Below are 24,422 nucleotides of genomic sequence, written 5' to 3'. Positions count from 1 at the left end.
CCAGGATTTCACCATGTTTGTCAAAACCATTAAACGTCACTATGACAGAATCAATGCTGATGAATCGATTGCCGATGAAGACAAGATTGATGCGCTGCTGATGAAACTTGGTGCAGAGTTTTTGATGAGTCAGGAAGACCGGGTATATGTCTTTCAAAAAGGTGAACTCACGGCAAAGTTTGATGCCAAACATGCGCGAGCCTATCATTTCAAAGATTATGTGGTAAAAGACATGAATAAGCTGTTTCATGGTTTTTAAAACAAAAAAGCCAAGAATTTCATCTTGGCTTTTTTTATGTGCTAAGCACTCATTATTGCGGACGCGCCACATCACCACTTAAGGCTTCAGGAAGTTCCAGAACTTCTAGACCTAGCTCGGTCAATGCTTCAGGTTTTGCCACGACTAGCGCTTTATAACCATCCTCAATCGCGATGCTATTGACAATTTCAACATCATTACTCAATTTGGTCGCAACATCAGGCGCGGCACCTGTGCCTTGAACCAGATGTAACCAGTGTTTTGGCTTGGCTTTAAACCATAAACGCGCAATCACTTCCTGACCCAGGTAGCAACCCTTGTCGTAGTGAATGCCTTCGCGTTGATGCAAACGTAATTCTTGTGGTTGAAACAGGGTGGCAGTCGCAGCCTGAATCCAGGCCTGACCTGATTCAATGGCTTGCTGTTCCCACATCGTCACATCGGTTTCAGTCGTCACAAAGTCAGTATGAATCCCATTAATGACTGGATAAACTGGACCGACCAATTCCAGTTTCATTTTTGAGAAGGCACCAAATTTTTTAATATGATTGGCCAGTTCCGTGGACTGATCTTCAGTGCTCACGATTTCAAAGCTTTCCGGACTGATTTTTTTAAGCCATAAGCCAAATTGAATGCGGCCTTTCAGACTGCAGATTGCAGTATAGCGTGTCTGGTTTTCCGCCAAAGTTTCAGTATTCAAAGTCACCTGACCTTGAAGGAATTTTTGTGCATCTACACCATTCAGACTAAACAATGTAAAAGCAGGAGACGCTGCCATAATAAGCCCCGGTTTGAATACTATAAATCAATGCAGTTATTGTGCAGCAAGCATCAAATAGAGGCAAACAAAAAAGCCAACAATCGAAATCATTGGCTTTTAGCGAGCAGGTCTTTAGTGGTGATGGCTAGCCGGTAATGGCGAATCACAAGGGAATTTGCCTCCACAGACCCGTACGGTTTCCATCATGCCCTGATCTTCATGGTCGAGGATATGGCAGTGCTGTACGAAGTCACCTTCAAATTTCTTGTAATGGCTGCGCACAATATAGGTATAGTTTTGTTTTACAAAAAGCGTGTCCTTAAATTGTCCTTTCATGCCACGGTATTGCACATCATCCAGAACTGGATTCACCGGATCTTCTGGGGCTACTGACTCACTGACATCTTTACCTTGAGGATTCAAAATTTTAACAATCTGGAACGGGTTAACATGAATATGGAACGGATGACCACCAAAACCAGCGCTGGTCAGTTCCCATTCATCAGTCTGTCCAACTTGTAACTGACGGACATATTCGCCATCTACTGAACCATCTCCATCAAAGAAATCTCCAAAACTCAGTGTATCTCCATCTTTTTTATGCCGGAAGCCAAATTTGAATATGCCAGTTCTAGGGTCGGGGCCGAGCGAAAAAGCACTATATTGTTTTGGTCGGGCAGCAACTACTTTATCAATTTCCGGTGTCATCAGTGATGGATGATCACTAAACGCAGAAAGATTAAGCTGAGATAACTGGGTCTGAATGTCTTTGCTTAAACCAATTTTTTGTGCCCGATCTTTCAGGAACTGGGCAGCAGTCTGAGGCTTGGTCTTGGCTGCTTTTACATTGACCCATCCCAGCAGTTGGGCATTGAACCGATGATTTGGAGCAATTTGAGGACCTATATTCGGTAATGGCGCGTTAATTTCATCATCGATATTCAATTTGGTGTCAAAAATGCAGTATCTATTGGTGGTCGGAAAAGCAACCATTGCATCATGACGATAGCCTGGATGGAACACGGACAGGGTTCTGGTCTGTACATGATTCATGGTTAAGCCATCTTGCGCGATGGTATGCACATTCAGGCTATTCAGCTTGTCAAATTCAGCTTTCTTGTCTGCCTCCTGATAGGCTGAACAGGCTTTAATAGTTTGTTCTGCGCTAAACTTACTGGAGTTAGGAATTTCCTTAATGATTAAACCAATGGTATCGCGTACACCGCCATGAATCATGCGCCAGCGGTTAAATTGATTCTGTTCTGCTTTGATTTCACCTAAAATTTTACCATTGATAGAGGTGTAGTAGTTATTGTCGCCCCAAGAGGAAAATGCAGCGAGGTCATTATAATTTTCCAGCATGCCTATGCCTAAGCCTTCACAGTTATTGGGAACAGCGAATGTGACATTAGGATCGGGATTGCTACAGCGATATTGGATTTGCTGGAACAACAGGATGTTTTCGTTGGGGTAACTGTTTTTTTCTTTCCATAAAATATCCATATCTCCAGTTGAGGTGACTTTGCCATTTTTGACTTTTGGTGTTCTTGAACCTTCAACAATCAATGGGCCGGCCATGCCATTTGACACCTGAAGAGCAGTTGAGCCATGCAGATGGGCGTGGTACCAGTAAGTCCCTGCGGGATGATTCGGTTCCATTTTGAACTGATAATCAAATTTTTCCTGAGGTTTGAATTTCAAAAAGACATTATCGCTATTGCCTTGAGGACTGACCCAGAAGCCATGGGTATGTAGGTTGGTGGTATTAAAGCAATGTGGTTCATTTACATTCTCAACATGCGTTGGACAAGTTGTTTCTGACTCGGGTGGAAGCTGGTTATTCAGGTTAAGTGCCATGGTTTCACCCTGTTTGCCCCGAATCTGTGGCCCGACCAATTGATCCTCAACATATTCACCAGTTTTTTTCTTATCAAATAAACCGGGTTTGGTTAAATAGCCTCTCAGCAGCACCTGATCCCATGAGCCGTTTCTGGGGTTATAGAGCTTGCTGGTTTTATAAGCCACGATCAGCTCATATTTGCCCTTGGCACTTTTTGGTAACAGGGGTGGGTTGCTAATCAAGCTGTCTGATGTTGTCGGAACGGGATGTGAGGGTTTGGGTGGAGGTATGGGGTGTGAGGGATGAGAAGGTTGGGACGGGTTAGATGGATTGGACGGTGGTGATGGATTTTTTGTTCCATCCCAACCGCGAGCTAAGAGCGTCAAAATGGCGGCTATAGCTCCGAATATTGCGATTTTCAACATTTCAGTTCTGCCTGTTATGGTTATTGTTTTAATGTGAGGATTACGAATAATGTGACATGCGTCACACTGAGCTTCTGATAATTTTGGAAAATCTGCTATCCCAAATTAGGGGATTGAAATTTTGCTAAATGCGGCGGCAGGACAAGCCTATAAAAACCAGTGCGACTATATTTTTTTATCTTTAAAAAAATGCACATAAAATTAATTATTTATTAATGATATTAGTGGTTTAGGGGAATAGTAAAATAAAAATATAGAGAAATATTTTGCAACATAAGACTAAAGAATAAGGCGAATTATTCAGATTTTTTTAGCAAAAGACCGCTTTAAAGCAAAAATTCTAAAGGCCAGATAACAAATTTATTAAAATAGACCGATTTCTATAATTAAACTATTGAAAATTATAAGATTTGGGAAATGGACTTTCGGCAGCGTACAATGCCTTGATTAAAAACAAGTCATCAATAAATTTTGATGTGCAAAAAAGAGTAATAAACGAGGGCAGGCAAGCTATGAACAACAACTACCGTAAACCGCTGCAATCCACCCAGCTGGAATATTATGACGTGCGTCAGGCCGTAGAAGATATTCAGCCAGGCGCATATGCCAAACTTCCTTATACCTCCAAAGTGCTTGCTGAGCAGCTGGTTCGTCGTTGTGATCCTGCCATTTTAGAACAGTCTTTGCGACAGCTGATTGAGCGTAAACAGGAACATGATTTTCCATGGTATCCGGCACGTGTGGTCTGTCACGACATCTTGGGACAAACGGCTTTGGTCGATCTTGCCGGCTTACGTGATGCAATTGCAGAACAGGGCGGTGACCCGGCTAAAGTCAATCCAGTGGTACCGACCCAGCTGATTGTCGATCATTCATTGGCAGTGGAATTTGGTGGTTTTGATCCGGATGCTTTTGAGAAAAACCGTGCCATTGAAGACCGTCGTAATGAAGACCGTTTTCATTTTATTGAATGGACCAAAACCGCGTTTGAAAATGTCGATGTGATTCCTGCCGGTAATGGCATCATGCACCAGATCAACCTGGAGAAAATGTCTCCGGTAATTCAAAACCGTGATGGCCTGGCATTCCCAGATACCTGTGTCGGTACAGATTCACATACCCCACATACTGATGCGCTTGGCGTGATCTCGATTGGTGTTGGTGGACTCGAAGCCGAAAACGTGATGCTGGGGCGTGCGTCTTGGATGCGTCTGCCAGATATTATTGGGGTGGAGTTTGTTGGTCAGCGTCAGCCGGGCATTACCGCAACCGATATTGTGCTCGCACTGACAGAATTCCTGCGTAAAGAACGTGTGGTCGGGGCATACTTAGAATTCTTCGGTGAAGGTGCAGACAGCATGTCAGTGGGTGATCGTGCCACGATTTCCAACATGACCCCTGAATATGGCGCAACGGCTGCGATGTTCTATATCGATCAGAACACGATTGATTATCTGACCTTGACCGGCCGTGAGCCTGAGCAAGTCAAACTGGTTGAAACTTATGCCAAAGAGATTGGTCTGTGGGCATCGGATATGACTCAGGCAGAATATCCACGTGTATTGCGTTTTGATCTTTCAACAGTAACCCGTAACATTGCTGGCCCATCCAATCCACATGCTCGTGTATCGACATCTGACTTAAAAGAAAAAGGCATTGCAGGCAATCTAGATGCTGCACGTGCGCAAGAAGCTGAAGGCTTAATGCCAGATGGCGCGGTGATTATCGCGGCGATTACGTCTTGTACCAATACCTCAAACCCGCGAAATACCGTGGCGGCAGGTTTGCTGGCGCGTAAGGCCAATGAACTCGGTTTAGTCCGTAAGCCTTGGGTGAAATCTTCTTTTGCACCGGGTTCTAAAGCGGCTGCTTTGTATTTGGAAGAAGCAGGCGTACTTAAAGATTTAGAAAAACTGGGCTTTGGTATCGTGGCCTATGCATGCACGACCTGTAACGGCATGTCGGGCGCATTAGATCCAAAGATTCAGCAGGAAATTATCGACCGTGATCTGTATGCAACAGCGGTGCTTTCGGGCAACCGTAACTTCGATGGGCGTATTCATCCATATGCGAAGCAGGCATTCTTGGCTTCACCGCCTTTAGTGGTGGCGTATGCAATTGCCGGTACGATTCGTTTTGACATCGAAAAAGATGCTTTAGGTACAGACAAAGACGGCAATCCGATTTATCTAAAAGATATCTGGCCATCGGATGAAGAAATTGATGCGCTGGTGAAAGTTGCTGTAAAACCAGAACAATTCAAAAAAATCTATATTCCGATGTTCGACTTGGGTGTGAATGAAAAAGCAACAAGTCCGTTGTATGACTGGCGTCCGCAAAGTACGTATATTCGTCGTCCGCCGTATTGGGAAGGGGCTTTGGCTGCACCGCGTACCTTGTCAAATATGCGCCCGTTGGCGATCTTGGGCGATAACATCACCACTGATCATTTATCACCATCGAATGCTATTGTGCTCGACAGTGCGTCGGGTGAATACCTGAAAAAAATGGGCGTGCCTGAGGAAGACTTTAACTCTTATGCAACCCATCGCGGTGATCACCTGACAACGCAACGTGCGACTTTTGCCAATCCGAAACTGTTTAATGAAATGGTGGTGCGTTCTGATGGCACCATCAAGCAAGGTTCGAAAGCACGTGTGGAGCCGGAAGGCGAAGTGATGCGAATGTGGGAAGCGATTGAAATCTACATGAATCGCAAACAGCCGTTGATCATTATTGCCGGTAAGGATTATGGTCAGGGTTCGAGTCGTGACTGGGCGGCGAAAGGTGTGCGTCTGGCAGGTGTTGAAGCGATTGTGGCAGAAGGTTTTGAGCGTATTCACCGTACCAATCTGGTCGGTATGGGGGTGTTGCCGCTTGAGTTTAAACCGGGTACAGATCGTAAGACTTTAGGTCTTGATGGTACTGAGCTGTATAGCGTGATTGGTAATATCGCGCCACGTTCGACTTTAACTTTAGTGATTGAGCGTTCAACCGATGATGGTAAGAACCAGATTATTGAAGTGCCTGTGACTTGCCGTTTGGATACTGAAGAGGAAGTGCATGTGTATGAAGCGGGTGGTGTATTGCAACGCTTTGCACAGGACTTTTTGGAAGGGAATGTGGCTTAATCTTTTTGTAAATCACCCCTAGCCCCTCTTTGAAAAAGAGGGGAACTCCCTCCTTTTTTAAAGGTGAGAAGTATTGCTTCGCAAGGGTAGATTAAAGTTGTTGATATTATTTAAAAAAGACCCTACTTTAAAGTGGGGTTTTTAAATTAGTTTGAGTAAAACAATGAATGATGTGATTACAAAAAAAAGATAGAGAATTTATTCTTAAAGTGAGTGAAGAGTTTTTTGAAAAGGAGGACATTGTTAGAAAATTAAATGATTTCTATGAGTTTCAAGTCAAAGGTTGGGAAATTTGGCTTCAGGTAGAATATTATTTGTTTTTAACAAATCATGCAAAAGTAAAAAAAGTGGATAGAGAAATTCGTTACCCATTAGATGGTAGAAAAAGTAAAATAAAAAGATCAGCAGTATTAGATTTTATGATTCATCAAAAACAAAAAACCTCCTCTATACCATTAGAAATTAAACAAGATATTAGCCCTACTTCTTGTCTCAGATATATGGTAAATGATGTGAAAAAATTTAAAAATATTAAGTATTCAGGAATAGATACCTCACGTTCTTTATGGTGTTTGGGAATACATTTGGGGCCAATTAATGAAGCAAAAATCGAAAATTGTGCATATGAAGTAACTACTCAGCCTATAAAGAATACTGAATACTTTTTTACTTTAATTTAAAAAAATATTAGCCTTTAATATTTTTAATTTAGCATTGCGTATAGAATTCTTTAAAAGGTTGTACTACCTAAATTAAAAAATTAAGTTAAAGTTTTTGATATTTTTTAAAAGACTCTACTGTGAAGTGGGGTTTTTATTTAAAGCATTAATGTCTTTGTCAAGAAAATACAAACAAGTACTTTTCCTTTTATACTTAAGAAATTCAGCTTCCTCAATGATTAAAGACGTCTATAAGTTTAAGGGAATATAAAATTTCATATGGCTATGGTGATAATTTTGTATTAACGCACTGCGCTATACTTGGCCTTATGCATCACTTATCTCAATGTTATTAAACTAGTTAACTTGAAAAAAAATAATAAATTATCACTTAATTAATGAGTTACTAAATAATAATTAGAAATACTACTTTGCCCAAACGACACTATCATTTACAAAAATGGACAATAGACATTCATCACCAGAGGGTTATACTAGTCAGACCATTTCTAAAACCATGGAGAACAAAGATGGTTACTGCTGGCGAAAAACCCGGAACAGGCTTCTATTTTTGTGTTCAATGCGGACACCGCACCTACTTAGAAATTGGTACTGATCGTTTACCACCGTGTACCAAATGCCAAGGCAATCAATTTAACAATAAGAATGCCTAAGCAAAACAACTCAAACAGTTACCCTCTGTTTTGAATGAAAGCCCTATTACTCGATAGGGCTTTTTGCTGTGGTATCCAAATCTCATACATAGAAATAAAAGATTATTATGAGAAAACAGTTTTATGTTGGGAGGAATCTTAGTTTAAAGCAAAAAATTATAATAAATTCAAAAAATTATTTGAACTCTTAGTATAAAAGGTATAGGTTGTCTGCTTTAAAAATTAGCTAACCACTTAAAATTAAGGTTAGATATTTCCGGGGGGAAACAATGAAAAAATTTACAGCTTTAATATTAGGCAGTGCAATCCTATTTACTTCAGGTTGTGCCACGATGTTTAATGGTTCAACCCAAACTGTGAATATCCGTAGTAATGATGAATTGGCTAAGTTATATGTCAATGAAGAATATATGGGGCAGCGTAATACTGTCTATACCTTCAAAAAGAAAGAAAATTATGTAATTAAAGCAGAGAAGCAAGGCTGTCAAACTAACACTATTATTCCACAGAAAACATTCGATCCAACAACTCTATTAGGCATTTTCTTGGATTGGGGAATTATCTCTATTCTCGTTGTGGATGGTGCTGCTACTGGTGCATGGCAAAAGTTCAGCCAGACAAGTTTTGTAGTGGATCCTAATTGTTAAATAGTTCACTTCAATTTAAAAAATATCCCATTAAATAATGGGATATTTTTTTATAAATTTTATTTTTTTAAAATATTGTTGTTTGAAAATTAACCAATAAAACCCCATATAAAAGCCTAGATTCACAGTGTTTAGGGCAGCTCAATTGCAACATTATCTTGATCTTAATCACGACTCAGGTGTTGCCAATTACGAGATTGGTAACGAGTTTATTCGCGTTCAATTCAAGAAAACCTCGAAAGTCTATACATACAGCTATAGCAGTGCCGGATATCAGCATGTCGAAAACATGAAACAGCTTGCTCAATACGGCGATGGGCTAAATGCCTATATCAATCATCATACCCGACAGCTTTTTGTACGTTAAAACTGGTCTGCTTCTTGCTTCAGTGAAAGTCCTAGAAGGCAAATATTTTCTAAAGAGTAAATATCTGCCTAGAAATAGTGCAAGTGCATATATTAAAAAGAGGGCTATCATTTATGGATATTCAACAGCACGCACCAGAGTCAGGAAAATTAGATAAAAAAGCCCATTTCTATTCTGCATGGCCGCTGATCTTGATTCTTTTTGGGGGCGCGATTGGCTCGTTTTACGCTGTGATCGCCTATCTACTTAATCTGAAAATTTATAGTTCTGAACTGACCAGGCTCAACAAGGTCTTGGCCAATCTTCTGTGCGGGATGTCCGCGATCAGTGCCTGGTGGTTTAGTGCGCAATGGATTCAGGGAACATTCTTTCAATAAAACGGCAATCCCGCCCTGAATATAAATTGCAATAAAGTCTCATTTTGGCGAATAAAAAAGCGTAAAAAAATAAAAATGGAATTTATTTCTCTATATTTAGGTTAATCATGAAATAAATTTTCAGATTTAATGTAAATTAAAAAAACATAGGAAATTAATCCCGTCCATCTTTGCCTAATATAGCTTTCAAGGGTGTGATGGGATCGGAAAGAGTAGCATGCTGTGAGCGGCGCAAAACGCGAGTGCAGTACGAACCCAAAAGGTCTCGATTCGGCTTAGGACGCTATAGACCAAAAGTTTATAGGCTATAAGATCAGGTCTTACAAAGAATGATAGTTGAAGTAAACCATTGCGAGTTTTCCCAACACCCTAAAAAATTCTCTAGCGATACATGCAGAATAAAAAATTAAAATAAATATAAATCATAAATTTAAGAAAAATATTTATCCAAACAAGATACAAATCAGTCCTTCATTTCTCAACATGATCTGTTATTTTAAAAACATCAGCTGCCCCCTAGGGGAATCCTCATGAATCTCGATATCTGGTGTCGTTTTTTATTGTTTTGCACACTCATTAATTATGTCATTCTCATGATCTGGTTCGTAGTCTTTGTCTTTGCCCGAAACTGGATGAAGCAGGTGCATGGAAAATGGTTTGGGCTGTCAGATACCAGTTTCGATGTGATTCATTATTCAGGAATGGCTGTGTATAAAATTGGCATTCTGCTGTTTAACCTGACACCGTTAATTGCAATCTATCTGATGAATCAAGGCTAAGTGCTAGGTTGATTAAATCTTCGAGTGATAAAAATAAGATTGGATTAGTATCATTTTATCGCTACTTGATAGCGTGACAGGATCAATAAGAACGAAAAAAGATTTCAAAGGAGTTGAAGGATGAATCAATTCAAACCGGCCCTGATTTTAGGTGCCTTGATTTGCTTAGGGATGATTATTGCCGGATGGATTCTGGGTAATAGCGCGCTGAAAATTAAACAATATGAACGTATAGTTTCGGTCAAAGGCTTGTCGGAACGTGAAGTCAAAGCCGATGTGGCGGTATGGCCAATCCGCTTTAATGCCGGCAGTCAGGATCTGGCTGAATTGTACGATACCATGCAAACCAATACCCAGGAAATTCAGACCTTCTTAAAAAATGAAGGATTTAGCACGGAAGAAATTACCAGTGCTTCACCGAGTATCACCGATAAATACGCGCAGCAATATGGTGGGGATGCCAATGTTGCTCTGCGTTACACCGCCAGCCAGACCATTACAGTCTATACCCATAAAATAGATGCAGTGCGTGCGGCACAAAGTCGTCTGGTGGCTTTGGGTAGAAAAGGCATTGCCTTTGCAGGGGATGATTCCGGGCAAAGAACAGAATATTTATTTACCAAGCTGAATGACATCAAGCCGGCGATGATTGAACAGGCCACCGAAAATGCGCGTAGTGTAGCCGAAAAATTTGCTGCCGATTCAAAGAGTAGTCTGGGCAAAATAAAGTCCGCCAATCAGGGACTGTTTAGTATTGAGGATCGCGACAGCAATACCCCGTATTTGAAGAAAGTACGCGTGGTCTCAACCGTCGATTATTATCTGGCAGATTAGACTGAGCTGGTCAGGTAGTGTAATTGACAGCCCAGAAGCCGCTTGCTATTTTGCGCGCATTGTTCCAGATACTGTACCTCAAATGCCCATTAACCATCACTTTGTCTATTGTCCGCCGCAAGAACCGCTGTATATTGTTTATGAAGATGATGATCTGGTGGTGATTGAAAAGCCGGCCGGATTATTGTCGGTTCCGGGGCGTTTACCTGAGCATCATGACAGTGCCTATTTACGTGTGTTGGATAAATATCCGCAGGCCAAAATTACCCATCGTCTGGATATGGCCACTTCAGGTATTTTGATGTTTGCCAAACACCGCAATGCAGAAGTGGCGGTGAGTAAAATGTTTCAGGCACGCACGGTACTTAAAAATTATGTCGCGCTGGTACAAGGCAAACTCGAAGGTGAGGGCAGTGTCGAAGTGCCTTTGATTACCGACTGGGAAAACCGTCCGCGTCAGATGGTGCATTATGAACTGGGCAAGGCCGCCAAGACCTTGTATCAGGCCTTAGAATACCTACCCCAGCAAGACATTAGCCGAGTGTTGCTGACCCCCATTACCGGCCGTTCCCATCAGCTACGCGTGCATATGCTGCATATCGGTCATCCGATTACTGGCGACAAAATTTATCATCCTGAACCCCAACGCAGTCCTTTAAAGCGTATGGCCTTGCATGCCAGTTATCTGGCCTTTACCCAGCCTTTGAGTGGTGTCCAGGTCGAAATAAAGGCAGACATACCCTTCTAATTTGATTGTGCTTAATAATCAGAGCCAGCTGGACACATGCTTTTTAAGCTCATAAATATAATGAGGTTCAAGCCCTTAAACTGGGCAACCCGAATAAAAAGTGTGAGAATTTATTTCGATAGTAGCTTGGAGATGAGTAGCTTTACAAGCATGTTCAAATGAAATTTTCTACTGATCCATTGCCTGATCGGTTGTCACTACCGCACATAAATTTTTAATGTTCGGTTTATCTCTTGACGATAAGCCTAGAGATTTTTTATTCTTTTATCTCCCGCTATAGGCCTGATGCCTTTATTTTTATGATTTTTTAACCTTCCTTTCATTATTTTTAAACTTTCAAATTATATCCTTTGATATAAAAAATATCGTAAGTTGTTTCAGAATGGATTTGTCTTGAGCTGGAAAGTAGTCAGTCATACATGACTTGCACATAAAAATTTTGTAGAAAAATAAAATGAATGAATGACTTAGTATTGATCAACGGCTTTGATTATCTGGCCGAAGTGATGCAAAATTAATCATGACTTTATAATAAATTTTTAATTTGATGGTTTAGGGCGCTGCCCGGGGTTAAAGGAAAGAACGATGCTCAGTATGGCTCTCTTCGTTCTCGCGAGTATTTTAATATGTGCATTGCTATGGAGCTTAAAGGTACAGGCTTCATTACGCAGCAATATCCAGTTTTTACAGGAAAACCTGGATCATTCCCGCAGCAAATTGGCAGATTATGAAACTCAAGTCGATGAATTGAATTATGAAATCACCCAATTGCGGGTACAAAATGGCAGTTTAAACATTGCCCTGAATAAATATAAAAAATATCAGGATATCTGGGATATCGAGCAATATATTATTAACCGGACTTTGCAGGCTGAAAACTTTGTTGAAGCGACCAAGCTGGATGCTTCGATCATGATCGATGATCTCAAAGCCTATATCGCAAGAGTAAAAGATTATCTTGCCCAGTTTCAGGCGCAGGCCGTGGCCGAGGTTGAGCAGGAGGCCCGACAAAGTTTGCACGGTTATTATGAACAGGCTAAACAACAGCATCGCTTGCAAGAGGTATTGAGTGCTTTACAGCATAAAATACAGGCCCAGCGCTTCGGCTTGCAGCTTCCCGCAACACAGGTTTTAGAGCAGCTGATTGAGGGTTATAGCGAAACGGATGCGGTTCGGCATTTACGCAATGTCCGTGACAGAATTCAACAGGCCATAGAAAAACAGCAGGTGGCGAGCTGTAATTATGTCGACGACAATCGCCGTCGAAGTACTATTGAAATCCTGAGTCTGGCTTTCAACTGTAAGGCAGATTTATATCTCTCTCAATTAAGCACAGAAAATTTGGGCGAGATATTGCAGGCCTTAAAGGATGATTATGTCTTGCTGAATTATACCGGGCAGACACTGAGTCAGGCGATGATTCAAGAATCCTATCTTGATCTGCGTTTAGAAGAACTCAAGTTTGCTGCGCTGGTTTTGCAATTGGAACAGGATCATCTGCATCCACACATCGCGTAGATCATGACATTCATAGGTCTAGAAGATTTTTACCAGAGTATTCTGAATGCCATAAGTTGGTTTAAATCCTGATATTTTTCAGGATTTTTGGCCTTGAGGAATCTTGACTATATTGATCCTCTTACTTATTTTTATATTTATAAAAATCATATGTTTATTTATGGTTAAAAGATAATATTTTTTGTCTGTATCTCGATAATTGTACGAAAATCAGCTAATCTTAAATGCAGAATAAAACAGCATCATAATAAGGATACTTCTATGTCACGTGATTACAATCAATTCCCGGACGATGAAAATGGCAATGTACTGTGGCAAATGCATCAGGATGGCGACGACTTGCAAGAGGCACATGAAATTGAATTTTCGATTGCCTTTGCGGATGAAGCGCAGGCGGATCGTTGTGCCTTGCATCTATTAAAAGAAGAGCAAAAAATCAGCCTGTTTCAGGACGAAGAAAGCGATACCCTGGAATGGATCATCACGATTTATGTGTATATGGAACCTGCTTACGAAGATATCGTGGATCTGGAACAATGGTTCAGCAAAATCGCGGCACAATTTCAGGGTGAATATGATGGTTGGGGTTGCATGGCCTATGTCTATGATGATGAGTTGGATGACGAAGAGGGCAGCCTGCGTAGTAGCTGAGCATGCTTGTATTTAAAGCATTTAAAGTAAGAGACCCGGTGCTGCCGGGGTTTTTATTGCTCTATTTAATCGTTATATGAAGATTTGAGCTTGAGTATAGATACATACTCATTATATATAGCCAGCTCAAAACTGGATAAAATAACTCAGATGAGTACTTAACTCAGGCTGATGATTTAGTCACAATAAATGCAGGGAATATCCCGCAATAAAAAAATAATAAGAACAAAGGACAAGAAAAAATGAGTTACACCTTAAAAATGCATCGTGTGTTCAGTGCACCACCGGAGCGGGTGTATCGTGCCTTTGTGCATCCGGATGCATTGGCCAAATGGCTGGCACCACATGGCTTTATTGCCAAAGTAGAACATGCGGAAGTCAAACCTGGTGGCAGCTATAAAACCACCTTTACCAATTTTTCTACCGGAACCCAGCATCATTTTCATGGCATTTATCATGAGGTCATTCCCAATCAGCTACTGCGCTATACCGATCAGTTTTCTACCCCCGACTTGCAGGGTGAAATAGAGGTCACGATCATCTTTGAAAAAGTCTCAATCGGTACAGGTTTACACATTATTCAGGTAGGTTATCCGGATGTGGTGCCGCCAGCGGTATGTCATTTGAGCTGGCAGGAATCACTGCAACTTCTGTCTTTGCTGGTTAATCCGCAGATTTCAGACAATTAATTCCTTCGATCTCCTATGTTGGCTTCATCCTCATGTCCTCTCCATGAGCGCGCCTGACAAAGATGCTATACTGTGCGCTTATTTGTTTCATTTATTTTATTTTTCTCTTTTTTTCGAGGTTCTTATGGGTCTGCCAAACTGTCCAAAATGTCAATCTGAATATACCTATGCAGATGGCGATCTACTGATCTGTCCAGAATGCGCACACGAGTGGAAAGAAGGTGAAATCACTGAAGAGCAAGTGATCATTAAGGATGCCAATGGCAATGTACTGGCGGACGGTGATAGGGTAACAGTGATTAAAGACCTGAAAATCAAAGGTTCATCTTCAGTGGTGAAAGTGGGCACCAAAGTCAAAAGTATCCGTTTGTTGCCTGATGCTGCAGATGGGCATGATATCGATTGTAAAATCGAGGGAATCGGCCCGATGAAACTGAAATCAGAATATGTAAAGAAAGCTTAAATTTAGCCCTAGACTAAAATTCTGACGAGAGAATAATACGGTTGATGTATCGTATTATTCTCATTATTGCTGAAATTCTGGGCTGATCATTTTCCTGCCGCCCTGATCCTCGCATTTCGATTTGAGACCACTTTAATGCCGCACCTGCATCTGGAATATTCTGACAATCTGCAACATATTGAGATCAAATCCTTATTGGTCGCGATCCATGAGGCACTTTTTAGCGCCAGCTATGTCACGGATCTCAATGATTTAAAAAGTCGCGCGATTATGCAGCAGGACTATATGATTGGACTGAATATTGTTACAGATCAGGCCTATGTGTATGCCAAAGCTTCACTGTTGAGCGGTCGCAGTGTCGAAGTTCGTCAGGCAATTTTCAAATTGGTGCTCGACCTCATGCAGCAATATATTGCGCCACAGCCTGAATTGAAAATATAACTTTGTGTCGAAATCATTGAAATGCCAAAGCAGACTTATAGTAAAGCTATTGTCTGAAGGATGGCTTTTATCTGTTGATATGACATGGATCAAATAGCTTGAAATTTTATCAACGCCGTACGAAATTTATAAACAGATCGACTTGGTTTGCAATGGTCAGCTATCTTATTCAGATTTAAATATATTTTTCTTTTAAATGACGCTTTATGTCATTTACAGACATACGATAAAAGTTCTAAAGTAACTTTTAATCGCTGCTGATTTTTGAATCATCCAATCTAGAAACGGCATATTCATCCTGATTGAAATAAAAATAATTTAAAAATAATCTTCAGGCGAGCTGTACCGAATCAGACAATGGAGAGAGCAAAGCGAAAACAGCGCTTTAGCATAGGCAAAATAATAAGAACAAAAAGATCAGAAATCCGGTGAGTTGATTGAATCCAAGATTTCAGGTCTGACTTGTCCGGTTGAGGAAAATTTGATGCAGATTTTTGGGGATGAACAATTGGTTCGGGAAGTCATGGCATTTCTTCGAGAGTGGGATAATGCCATAGCCAGACTCGAAATTCAGGATATTATTGAATTGTGCCGACCGGAGATCCGTCTGGTTGATGTCAGTATGGAGGTTAAAGGTGTAGAAGCCTATCAGGCACTCTGGCAGCAATATCGGGCATTTATACCGGAAGGCATACGCATCGAACGCCAAGACCTTAATATTCATGTCACTTCTGATCTGGCTGTAGTCGATGGTTATGTACGGGTGAGTTATGCGGTGATTGAACCGATTTTCCAGCTGGGCTGGTGTCGGGTCAGCATGTGCCTGAGCAAGCAGCAGGGCAAATGGCAATTGCTGCATCAACATACTTCAGTCCCTGTGCAACTCGAAACCCGGAAAATGCGCCGGATCAAAAGCGTGAGTTAATCTATTTACCTGAAAAGATTTAAGTGAAATATCTTTGCAAATGATTACAGGAATACCTTTGTAACAAAAATATAGAAAGTCCTAAATTATGTTGAAGGAATAATATTTTAGGACTTTTCAGGTGGATAACAACAAGAACAGTCAAGTAAAACCACGACAGGCCAACCTGCAACAACAGACTGAAGTATTGATGCCGGATCAGTCCGAGCGGCAGCGCACCCAACATGCACTCAGAATGATGGCAGGCTTTGTAATTGCTGCTGTAGTCATGACGGCATTGTATTTTGGTCGTGATATTTTTATTCCGCTGGCTCTGGCCATTCTGCTGGCATTTTTACTTTCTCCTCTGGTTTCTCGCTTAAAGCGCTGGGGCTGTCCCCAATGGGCGGCGATTGGCCTGGTCATGTGCCTGACCTTGTCATTTCTGGGCGGCACTGCAACTTATCTGGGAGTACAACTCGGCAAGTTGAGTCAGGAACTGCCGCAATATCAGGACACCATCCAGCAGAAACTAAAAATGCTTGAAAACTATCGTCAGGGACCGAGTATGTGGGATGGCGCGATCCAGACCTTTGACACGGTAGAAAATTCGATAGATACACCCGAACATGAAACAGAAGACCCGAATGTGCAGAATGTCAAAGTGGTCGGTTTGGAACCAACGAGTGAAGAGGCTGCCCTAGACTGGTTGAATAAAATTCTGAATCCACTGGCGATTATCGGGATTGTGTTCCTGTTTATGGTATTAATTTTATTCAATGGCAAAGACTTGCATGACCGTTTTCTGAAACTCTTGGGCGGTAATCTGAATATCGGCACCGATGCGCTGGATGATGCCGGCAAAAGTATCGGAACCTATTTGCGCATGCAGCTGCTGGTCAATGTCACTTATGGCATTCCCATGGCGATTGGGCTGCTGGTGATTGGGGTGCCGGCAGCGATCATGTGGGGGCTGGTCGCGGTGGTTATGCGTTTTGTGCCCTATGTTGGCCCGATCGTTTCAGCTATTTTCCCGATTACGCTGGCCTTCGCCGTTGATCCGGGCTGGGACATGGTGCTCTGGACTGTCGCCTTGATTCTGGTGCTGGAACTGATCAGCAATAACGTGATTGAACCTTGGCTTTATGGGGAAAGTACCGGTCTGTCTACCTTAGCGATTATTTTGGCTGCCACGTTCTGGACCACCCTCTGGGGACCGGTGGGGTTGATCTTGTCGACGCCTTTGACTGCCTGCCTGCTGGTTTTGTCCAACTACGTGCCGGCACTGGGTTTTGTCAAAACTTTGCTTGGCAGTACGCCAGTATTGTCACCCTTCGAACGCTTTTATCAGCGACTGGTAGCCGACGAAGTCAATGATGCAATGCAAGTAGCCAATGATTATATCTGTGCGCAATTGCCAAAAAAGCCCAGTGCGGAGGAGGTGGCCCGTCGGGTACAAATGTTCTATGGTGAAGTGGCCATTCCAGCCATTCGGATTTATTCTCAAGGACATGATACCGATGTTACTGCCGAGCACCGGTTGCGTCTTTATCAGGGCTTGCAGTTCTTTAATCATGCATTCCAAAAAGCTTATCCGAGTAAATTAAGTAACGAGCAGCCCGAAGTCTATTGCGTTGGTGCGCGTTGGGAAATTGACACCCAGATTTCTGCCATGTTGGCACACGCGTTGAATCTCAAAAATATTGCTGCCCGAAATGATCCGGATGTGCTGATTCAATCCAGTGAATCAGGAAAGGGCATTGTACTGCCAGTTTCAATCAAGATTTTATGTGTGTCGATTTTTCATCATGCGCCTGCAGCACAGATTCGGTTGCTGAAATATCGATTGGCGCAGCAATATCCTGAGCTGAAAATCATTTTTGCGACTTGGAGCGTGATGCAGCTGGAGCTTCTGGATGAACTGCAACAATGTTTTGAGCTGGAGGCACTGGTCAATAATGTCGATGATCTGATTCTGACTATCGAAACTTATACCTTGAATGAAGGGGAAAGCTGGTTTGAGAATCTGGAGATCAAGAATGAAAAAGAACGGCAGCAGGCTTTAAATGAGTTGGGATTATTAGATCACCGTCATCAGATCCTTTATAAACAATATATTGAAGAAGCCCGTCAAGCCTTTGACGTTGATTACGCACAAATTTCCTGGCTGAATCAGCACGAAATGTATATTCCAGTCAGTCCTTTTACCCAAGAACCTGTAGCAACCCGACAAATGTGCAAGGATTCAGTCTGTACCCATCTGCTCTATCAAAACGAGCCTTTGGTGATAGAAGATTTGCAACGTGACCCGCGCTTTCCACATTTGTCAGAGTTAAGACAGCATCATATCCGTTTCTATGCCGGTGTGCCCTTAAAAGATAAAAATGGAATTGCGCTTGGGAGTCTGTGTCTGCTGGACAAGCAGCCGAGACAGATGCAGGCCGAAGATATGATTCTACTTAAGGCTTTGGCGCAGGATTTAATGGCGACTTTGAGCAATGAGCGCAAGAAAAAAGATAAACAGAAGCAGATTGAGCAGATGCAGCCAGCCACCTCGGCAAGCATTTTAAATAAGGACTAGATGATGAAACAAAAATGGATCTACAGCATCAAAATTATGAGTATCATATTTAGTCTAGCCAGTATTAGCTCATTAAGTCTAGCGGCCATGCAGGACCTACATTTTTCACATAAAGACTGGGAAATTGCCTGTGATAATACCGGCACCTGCCGCGCTGCCGGTTATCAATCGGATCAAGATATTGATCAGCCGGTTTCGGTGCTACTAGAGCGTGCTGCGGGTGCAAACAGTAGTATCAAAGCCCAAGTCCAGATTTTACCCTTAGCTGATGCCACACCTACACGACAGCTTCAGCTACAAATTGCCAGCACACCTTATGGTGTGATTGGTCTGAATCGGGAGGGAATAGGGCAACTCAGTACTGATCAAACGCGAGCCTTGCTAAAAGCTGTACAGGGAACAGCTCCGGTTGTATTTAAGAATACGCAATCACGCTGGAACCTGTCGACTTCCGGTGCCAGTGCCGTTTTGCTGAAGATGGATGAATTTCAGCGTCGACTTTCTACGCCCTCAGCCTTGATCAGGCCGGGGAAAAAATCCAATCAGGCGGTGCTCAAAGCTGCAGCGATACCGAAAATTCAGATACCAAAATATCAGTCAGGCAAAGTCACTCAAGCAAAACTGAATACGGCAGCCAGTCAGCAGATGATTCGAAAACTGCAAGCCACCACCAAGGAAGATCAATGTGATTTGCTGTTTAGCCAGCGTTTTCTGGATGATGATGTTATGACCATTTATCCCATTAATGCCCAGAATCAACTGATTCAGATTCCATGCTGGCGTGGGGCTTATAATATGGGTAGTGGCTTCTGGCTGATGGATCGAAACAAGCAATTTAAACAGTTGGTGACGACCTCGGGAGAAACATTTAACCAAGGCCAGATATTTTCCGGGCATAAAGTGCGTGGTTTGGGCGATTGTCTGAGTCAGAACGAATGGGCCTGGAATGGCAAGAAATTTGTCAAAAGCTTCAGTGGTCTGACCGTACAATGCAAAGGCTTCGCCGGTGGTGCTTGGAATTTACCGACCTATGTAAGCAAAATCATTTATCAGGCCAAATAGTATTGTTTAAAAAATAGCAGTGATAAAAAAGCCTGAATGACTCAGGCTTTTTTAGTTTTGATTTTAAGAAGTGTGATCTTAAAAACGCTTTGGAATTCTCTGGCCATTTGGAACAGGAATTTCAGCATTTTTTAATACCCCAAATAACCAGGTTTCAGCATGCTGTACCGCAGTTTTCAACTGATCACCCATGGCCAGACGTCCGGCAATGAAACTGGCCAGTGAACAGCCTGAACCATGATATTCACCTGGCAGACGTGGACAGCGAGTTTCGTTGACCAGCTCACCTGCGATATATAGGCTGTTCTGAATGTAATCTGGCGTATCTTCATGGCCACCTTTGACCAAAACTGCCTGTGCACCCATTTCAAATAATTTTTGAGTGGCCAGTTTGAGGTCTTGCTCACCCGTCAGGGCGCGTAGTTCAACCGTGTTCGGCGTTAAGATAGTGGCTAATGGAATCAACTGGGTAAATGCTTTGACCAGCGTTTCTTGATTACCCAGCGAACCGCCACTATTCGCGACCAAAACCGGATCCAGCACATACAGATAATCTGGATGTGCAGCCAGAAACTCGGCCAGTGCTGCGATATTGTCTGTGGTGCCTAACATGCCAGATTTTACGCAACGAATGGGCAGGTCATTGACCACCGCATTGGCCTGTGCCAACAGCAATTCTCTGGAAGTGGCTTCGAAACCAAAAACCTGCTGTGAATTTTGAATAGTGAGGGCTGTGCAGGCAATTGCCGCATGTGCACCACTTTGACCAATGGCTTCAATATCTGCTTGAAGGCCGGCTCCACCTGAAGGGTCTAAACCGGAAAAGCAAAGTACGGTAGGGCGCAAAATGATGTCCTTCATTCACTAAAATTGCATTAGTATAGGCAAATTTGAATGAACTCTCGATATTAATTTATATCGGTACTAATGAGAGGGGATGGGCGGTGATTAAGAATATTTTAATTGATCTGGATGGGACATTAACCGATCCGAAAGTGGGGATTACGACGTCTGCACGCTATGGTCTGGAAAAGATCGGTCATCCGATTAGTGACGAGATCAATATCGACTGGATTATTGGTCCGCCCTTAAAAGCCTCGCTTGCCAAAATTTTAAATGTTGAGGCCGATCATGTTCTGGCTGAACAGGCCTTGATGGGTTATCGGGAGCGCTTTGCAGTCAAGGGTCTCTATGAAAATCATGTTTTTGAGGGTGTAGCAGAAACGCTGGCAGAACTGAAACGCCGTGGTTATCGCTTGTTTGTCGCTACAGCAAAACCGACAGTGTATGCCAAACAGATTCTGGAACATTTTGATCTGGCCCAGTATTTTACCGACATTTATGGTAGTGAGCTGAATGGCGAGCGAACCAATAAAGCTGAGCTGATTCAGTATATTTTAGAGCAGCAAAAATTACAGGCCGATCAATGCCTGATGGTGGGTGACCGTGAGCATGACATTTTTGGTGCCCGTCAAAATGGTATTGATACTATTGCGGTAAATTATGGTTATGGTAGTCAGGAAGAGTTAGCACTGGCACAGCCTAAATATCAAATAGACCGCTTTAATCAGTTGCTAGATTATTTTAAATAAACCCTAATTTTTGCTTATTTTATTTGAGCTGATTTTTAGAGATATTTTGTCTATAAGCTGCTACATCTATACAGATCAACTCTCTTATTAGATTGTTATCTCAATAAAAATCCCGCAGCGTGCGGGATTTTTGCTCTTACAAGAACATTTAAAGCGTCAAAAACCAGGTCGATGCCAACACCACCATAATGATAATCACTAGTAAAATATTGATGATCGTCATTCGATGTTGGGGTGGAACTCTGGCTTTGGTCAGTGCATTTCCTGCATGGTCAAACAGGATGACATTTTGCACGCTACTTTCATAACCGAGTTCGAGTAACGCGCGCTTTTCAACTTCGGTTAAACCGTCTTCAGGCAGATCCATAATTTGCAGCAGTGCTATAGAGCTAAATAGTTTCTTCATCATTGACGATGGTAACAGCCGTTTCAGCGTCACCGCGGCTGCATCAAAGTCGGCAATAATACTCCGCGGATGGGCATAAGGCACATCGGGTAGCAGAGTATGCGTAATCGTGCCATCTATATTCATCAGCTGCATTTTATCTTTATAGATTTGCACCCATACAGCATCTGGAAATTTCACTAATTGATCTTGCAGCATGGAGAAAGTCTGATTTTGCTGATATTTAGTCATTAAATAATCGATAAACAAATCCCGCATCAAGACGGGATTTGTAAGGTTCGGTTATTTGGCAGGAGCACCATACTCATTGTTTTGTTGCTTGGTTTCAGTTGCCCACCACCAGATCAGTACCAGTATGCCAATCACGGTAAGCGTCAGTAATTGCCACCAACCAGAACGTCCTACATCATGCAAGCGACGCGCGCCAACGGCCAGACTTGGGACTAGAAGTGCCAGATTAAGCAGGCTATTCACCAGCGGTTTAGTGCCTAAAACTGTATCAATTACCTCAGCAACAATGCCTAAAATTACACAAAACAGCATAAAGAACCAAAATTCTTTACGGCGTGCACGGCCGGAAAAGTTTGCATAGTTGGTCAGACATTTTACAAACCAGTCAATGCTGCTGTAATTTTCCTCGGCTTGATCCAGATTTGAATATTTGCCAAGCTGACTGGAAATTTTTTCTCCCAGATAAATAGAACTGCCTGAGGTTAAATAAACCTCAGATGCTTCACCCGCGGTATTGACGATAAAATCGACCCGATCACCGCGTGAAGGTGGACGCTCACTACGCCAGTCTGCGCCATTAAAGCTATAGCGCTGATTATCATCCCCCGAGATAAAACCGGTATTGTGTTGAATAGAAAAATCAAGGATTGAACCTTTCATGCTTGTTCTCGTCTATTAAGCTAGATTATTGTTTTAAAGCGACGCAATTTCTTATCAGAATAACTTTAGCATAATCTAATTTTTAAAAGTTTATGGTGAAATGACAATAATTTTTTCATGTTTTTAAAAGCCTTATCGCAATAGTGATTCAGTATTCAATCAACAAAAAATGTAGCGTTGCATGATTTGAAATGAAGAAAATTAAATAGTAATGGAGCTGATTTATCTCTGAATCTTTTATAAGAAATTAAAGCTAAATCTATCTGATGAATATCAAATTTTTCTTTGGAACTATGGTTTGATGTTGTTAAATTTAATATGATGATAAACAGATACTTATAAATTTTAAATTTACAAAAAGCATATAATAATACTAATAAATATAACATTTTATTCATACTTTTTATCTATTAGTAACGATTTTTTAAAATCAACAGGCGTATAATAAAAAGCTTCATATTGTGATGAAGGTATCACATTCAATGTATCTCTCCCCATTATCGAAGGCCGTTTACCTTTGCTGTGCCTCTTTCATCTTAACCACGACCACTGTGCATGCTGAAGCTGCTTTCAGTTCGGAAAGCCCGTGGATGCTCGGTGACTGGAACGGGCAACGTACAGCACTCCAAAATCAGGGCTATGATTTCAGTTTTGGTTATACCGGTGAAATGGCAACCTTGATCGATGCGCAAAGATCTTCAAACCATAAAACTGAATATGCGGACCAGTTTGTTTTTGGGGCACATCTGGATCTGGCAAAAATTGCAGGCTGGCAAGACACCGAAGCACAAATAACAGTGACCCAGCGTAACGGTCAGTCACTGTCTCAAAGCGCTGCTGCTTTAAGTGGCCATCTGAGTTCAGTGCAAGAAGTCTGGGGCCGTGGTCAAACCTGGCGCCTGACTGATTTATGGATCAAGAAAAAATTCCTGGAACAAAAACTGGATGTGAAAGTCGGACGCTTTGGTGAGGGTGAAGACTTCAATAGTTTTGACTGTGATTTCCAGAATCTGGCCCTATGCGGTTCACAAGTCGGGAACTGGGTTGGCGATCAGTGGTACAACTGGCCGGTAAGCCAATGGGCTGCACGGGTCAAATATAACCTTAACCCTGAATTTTATGCCCAAGTCGGTGCTTATGAATACAACCCTGAGAATCTGGAACGTGGTAAAGGATTTAACCTGAGTACGGATGGTTCCAAAGGGGCAATGCTTCCTGCAGAAGTGGTTTGGGCGCCTAAACTGGGTGAACAGAAACTACCGGGTGAATACCGTGCCGGTTATTACTACAGTACAGCAGAGGCTGAAGTCATTTCCAATCCAGATCAAACCGATCATCACCATGGGGGCTGGATTGTTGCCAAGCAACAATTGACTGCACATCACGGAGATACTTCGCGTGGTTTGACCGGCTTTGTGAATGCGACAGTGCATGACTCCAAAACCAATAATGTCAGTGATATGCAAAATATCGGGCTGGTTTATAAGGGTGCAATGGATTCACGCCCTCAAGATGAAATCGCATTTGGTATTGCACGCATCAACATGAATGACGATGTCAGTGCTGACCGTCATCAAGAAATCGATGCAGAAATTTATTATGGCTTACATGCCACTAATTGGCTCACCATTCGCCCGAATGTGCAATATGTGCGTCACGTCGGTGCATATAAAGATGGTGAAAATGTCTGGGTGGGCGGAATCAAGTTTAATACGTCATTTTAA

General features: G+C 42.2%; 25 protein-coding genes. 20 read left to right on the top strand and 5 right to left on the bottom strand.

The genetic code is table 11. The features are described 5' to 3' along the window. Positions 1-13 precede the first annotated feature (13 nt). Positions 14-259, top strand: a complete 246-nt coding sequence (locus NI464_RS02420) for a hypothetical protein (protein ID WP_004645929.1) — start codon at positions 14-16, stop codon at positions 257-259. 52 nt (positions 260-311) lie between these two features. On the opposite strand, the gene ygfZ is transcribed toward NI464_RS02420, so the two are convergent. Continuing rightward, the gene (gene ygfZ / locus NI464_RS02415; RefSeq protein ID WP_004732127.1) at positions 312-1,037 is read right to left on the bottom strand and encodes a CAF17-like 4Fe-4S cluster assembly/insertion protein YgfZ; all 726 of its coding nucleotides are present in this window, start codon (positions 1,035-1,037) and stop codon (positions 312-314) included. Between the two features lie 114 nt (positions 1,038-1,151). After that, positions 1,152-3,284: a multicopper oxidase family protein gene (locus tag NI464_RS02410; protein ID WP_253137697.1), complete on the bottom strand. Its 2,133-nt coding sequence runs from the start codon at positions 3,282-3,284 to the stop codon at positions 1,152-1,154. Positions 3,285-3,796: 512 nt separating this feature from the next. Between NI464_RS02410 and acnD the strand changes: the two genes are divergently transcribed. The 17 genes from acnD (at position 3,797) to NI464_RS02325 (ending at position 19,809) form a co-directional block, all read left to right on the top strand. Then, positions 3,797-6,415 carry a Fe/S-dependent 2-methylisocitrate dehydratase AcnD gene (gene acnD, locus NI464_RS02405; protein WP_004732123.1) on the top strand — a complete coding sequence of 873 codons (2,619 nt, stop codon included), beginning with the start codon at positions 3,797-3,799 and terminating at the stop codon, positions 6,413-6,415. A 209-nt stretch (positions 6,416-6,624) separates the two neighbouring features. After that, the gene (locus NI464_RS02400; protein WP_253137696.1) at positions 6,625-7,095 is read left to right on the top strand and encodes a hypothetical protein; all 471 of its coding nucleotides are present in this window, start codon (positions 6,625-6,627) and stop codon (positions 7,093-7,095) included. A gap of 509 nt (positions 7,096-7,604) precedes the next feature. Continuing rightward, complete coding sequence (locus tag NI464_RS02395) at positions 7,605-7,748, top strand: zinc ribbon-containing protein (protein ID WP_004645925.1); 144 nt, start codon at positions 7,605-7,607, stop codon at positions 7,746-7,748. A 269-nt stretch (positions 7,749-8,017) separates the two neighbouring features. After that, a complete protein-coding gene (locus NI464_RS02390; protein WP_253137695.1) occupies positions 8,018-8,395 on the top strand; it encodes a hypothetical protein in 378 nt (125 codons plus the stop codon). Positions 8,396-8,540: 145 nt separating this feature from the next. Next, on the top strand, positions 8,541-8,762 hold the full coding sequence (locus NI464_RS02385) for a hypothetical protein (protein ID WP_004732115.1): 222 nt from the start codon (positions 8,541-8,543) through the stop codon (positions 8,760-8,762). A gap of 113 nt (positions 8,763-8,875) precedes the next feature. Beyond that, positions 8,876-9,139, top strand: coding sequence for a hypothetical protein (locus tag NI464_RS02380; protein WP_004281730.1), 264 nt, complete (start codon positions 8,876-8,878; stop codon positions 9,137-9,139). Positions 9,140-9,669: 530 nt separating this feature from the next. Then, on the top strand, positions 9,670-9,918 hold the full coding sequence (locus tag NI464_RS02375) for a DUF6868 family protein (protein WP_168730857.1): 249 nt from the start codon (positions 9,670-9,672) through the stop codon (positions 9,916-9,918). A 120-nt stretch (positions 9,919-10,038) separates the two neighbouring features. Next, on the top strand, positions 10,039-10,752 hold the full coding sequence (locus NI464_RS02370) for an SIMPL domain-containing protein (protein WP_168730856.1): 714 nt from the start codon (positions 10,039-10,041) through the stop codon (positions 10,750-10,752). 82 nt (positions 10,753-10,834) lie between these two features. After that, on the top strand, positions 10,835-11,500 hold the full coding sequence (locus NI464_RS02365; RefSeq protein ID WP_253137694.1) for a pseudouridine synthase: 666 nt from the start codon (positions 10,835-10,837) through the stop codon (positions 11,498-11,500). Between the two features lie 585 nt (positions 11,501-12,085). After that, positions 12,086-13,018, top strand: a complete 933-nt coding sequence (locus tag NI464_RS02360; protein WP_004732109.1) for an SNIPE associated domain-containing protein — start codon at positions 12,086-12,088, stop codon at positions 13,016-13,018. A gap of 261 nt (positions 13,019-13,279) precedes the next feature. Further along, positions 13,280-13,669 (top strand): ribonuclease E inhibitor RraB, encoded by a 390-nt coding sequence (locus tag NI464_RS02355; RefSeq protein WP_004732107.1) that lies wholly within the window; start codon positions 13,280-13,282, stop codon positions 13,667-13,669. Positions 13,670-13,911: 242 nt separating this feature from the next. After that, complete coding sequence (locus NI464_RS02350) at positions 13,912-14,358, top strand: SRPBCC domain-containing protein (protein ID WP_004732106.1); 447 nt, start codon at positions 13,912-13,914, stop codon at positions 14,356-14,358. A gap of 124 nt (positions 14,359-14,482) precedes the next feature. Next, positions 14,483-14,821: a zinc ribbon domain-containing protein YjdM gene (locus NI464_RS02345; protein WP_004732103.1), complete on the top strand. Its 339-nt coding sequence runs from the start codon at positions 14,483-14,485 to the stop codon at positions 14,819-14,821. A gap of 135 nt (positions 14,822-14,956) precedes the next feature. Next, positions 14,957-15,262 carry a 5-carboxymethyl-2-hydroxymuconate Delta-isomerase gene (locus NI464_RS02340; RefSeq protein ID WP_004732101.1) on the top strand — a complete coding sequence of 102 codons (306 nt, stop codon included), beginning with the start codon at positions 14,957-14,959 and terminating at the stop codon, positions 15,260-15,262. Between the two features lie 484 nt (positions 15,263-15,746). Further along, positions 15,747-16,187, top strand: a complete 441-nt coding sequence (locus NI464_RS02335; protein WP_004732099.1) for a YybH family protein — start codon at positions 15,747-15,749, stop codon at positions 16,185-16,187. Between the two features lie 121 nt (positions 16,188-16,308). Beyond that, complete coding sequence (locus tag NI464_RS02330) at positions 16,309-18,747, top strand: AI-2E family transporter (RefSeq protein WP_071850803.1); 2,439 nt, start codon at positions 16,309-16,311, stop codon at positions 18,745-18,747. A gap of 3 nt (positions 18,748-18,750) precedes the next feature. After that, positions 18,751-19,809, top strand: coding sequence for a DUF1176 domain-containing protein (locus tag NI464_RS02325; protein WP_253137693.1), 1,059 nt, complete (start codon positions 18,751-18,753; stop codon positions 19,807-19,809). A 78-nt stretch (positions 19,810-19,887) separates the two neighbouring features. On the opposite strand, the gene NI464_RS02320 is transcribed toward NI464_RS02325, so the two are convergent. Continuing rightward, on the bottom strand, positions 19,888-20,655 hold the full coding sequence (locus tag NI464_RS02320; protein ID WP_035341206.1) for a hydroxymethylpyrimidine/phosphomethylpyrimidine kinase: 768 nt from the start codon (positions 20,653-20,655) through the stop codon (positions 19,888-19,890). Between the two features lie 98 nt (positions 20,656-20,753). On the opposite strand from NI464_RS02320, the gene NI464_RS02315 reads away from it, so the two are divergent. Then, positions 20,754-21,401, top strand: a complete 648-nt coding sequence (locus NI464_RS02315) for an HAD family hydrolase (RefSeq protein WP_004645903.1) — start codon at positions 20,754-20,756, stop codon at positions 21,399-21,401. Between the two features lie 148 nt (positions 21,402-21,549). On the opposite strand, the gene NI464_RS02310 is transcribed toward NI464_RS02315, so the two are convergent. Together NI464_RS02310 and NI464_RS02305 are read right to left on the bottom strand one after the other, a co-directional pair. Then, positions 21,550-22,065: a hypothetical protein gene (locus NI464_RS02310; protein ID WP_004645901.1), complete on the bottom strand. Its 516-nt coding sequence runs from the start codon at positions 22,063-22,065 to the stop codon at positions 21,550-21,552. Positions 22,066-22,089: 24 nt separating this feature from the next. Continuing rightward, positions 22,090-22,698, bottom strand: coding sequence for a DUF805 domain-containing protein (locus tag NI464_RS02305; protein ID WP_004732088.1), 609 nt, complete (start codon positions 22,696-22,698; stop codon positions 22,090-22,092). Positions 22,699-23,180: 482 nt separating this feature from the next. Between NI464_RS02305 and NI464_RS02300 the strand changes: the two genes are divergently transcribed. After that, positions 23,181-24,422, top strand: a complete 1,242-nt coding sequence (locus NI464_RS02300; RefSeq protein WP_004732086.1) for a carbohydrate porin — start codon at positions 23,181-23,183, stop codon at positions 24,420-24,422.

Source organism: Acinetobacter lwoffii, assembly GCF_024129685.1.
GTDB classification, from domain to species: Bacteria; Pseudomonadota; Gammaproteobacteria; order Pseudomonadales; family Moraxellaceae; genus Acinetobacter; species Acinetobacter lwoffii_X.
This window is presented reverse-complemented; position numbering and strand designations above follow the sequence as displayed.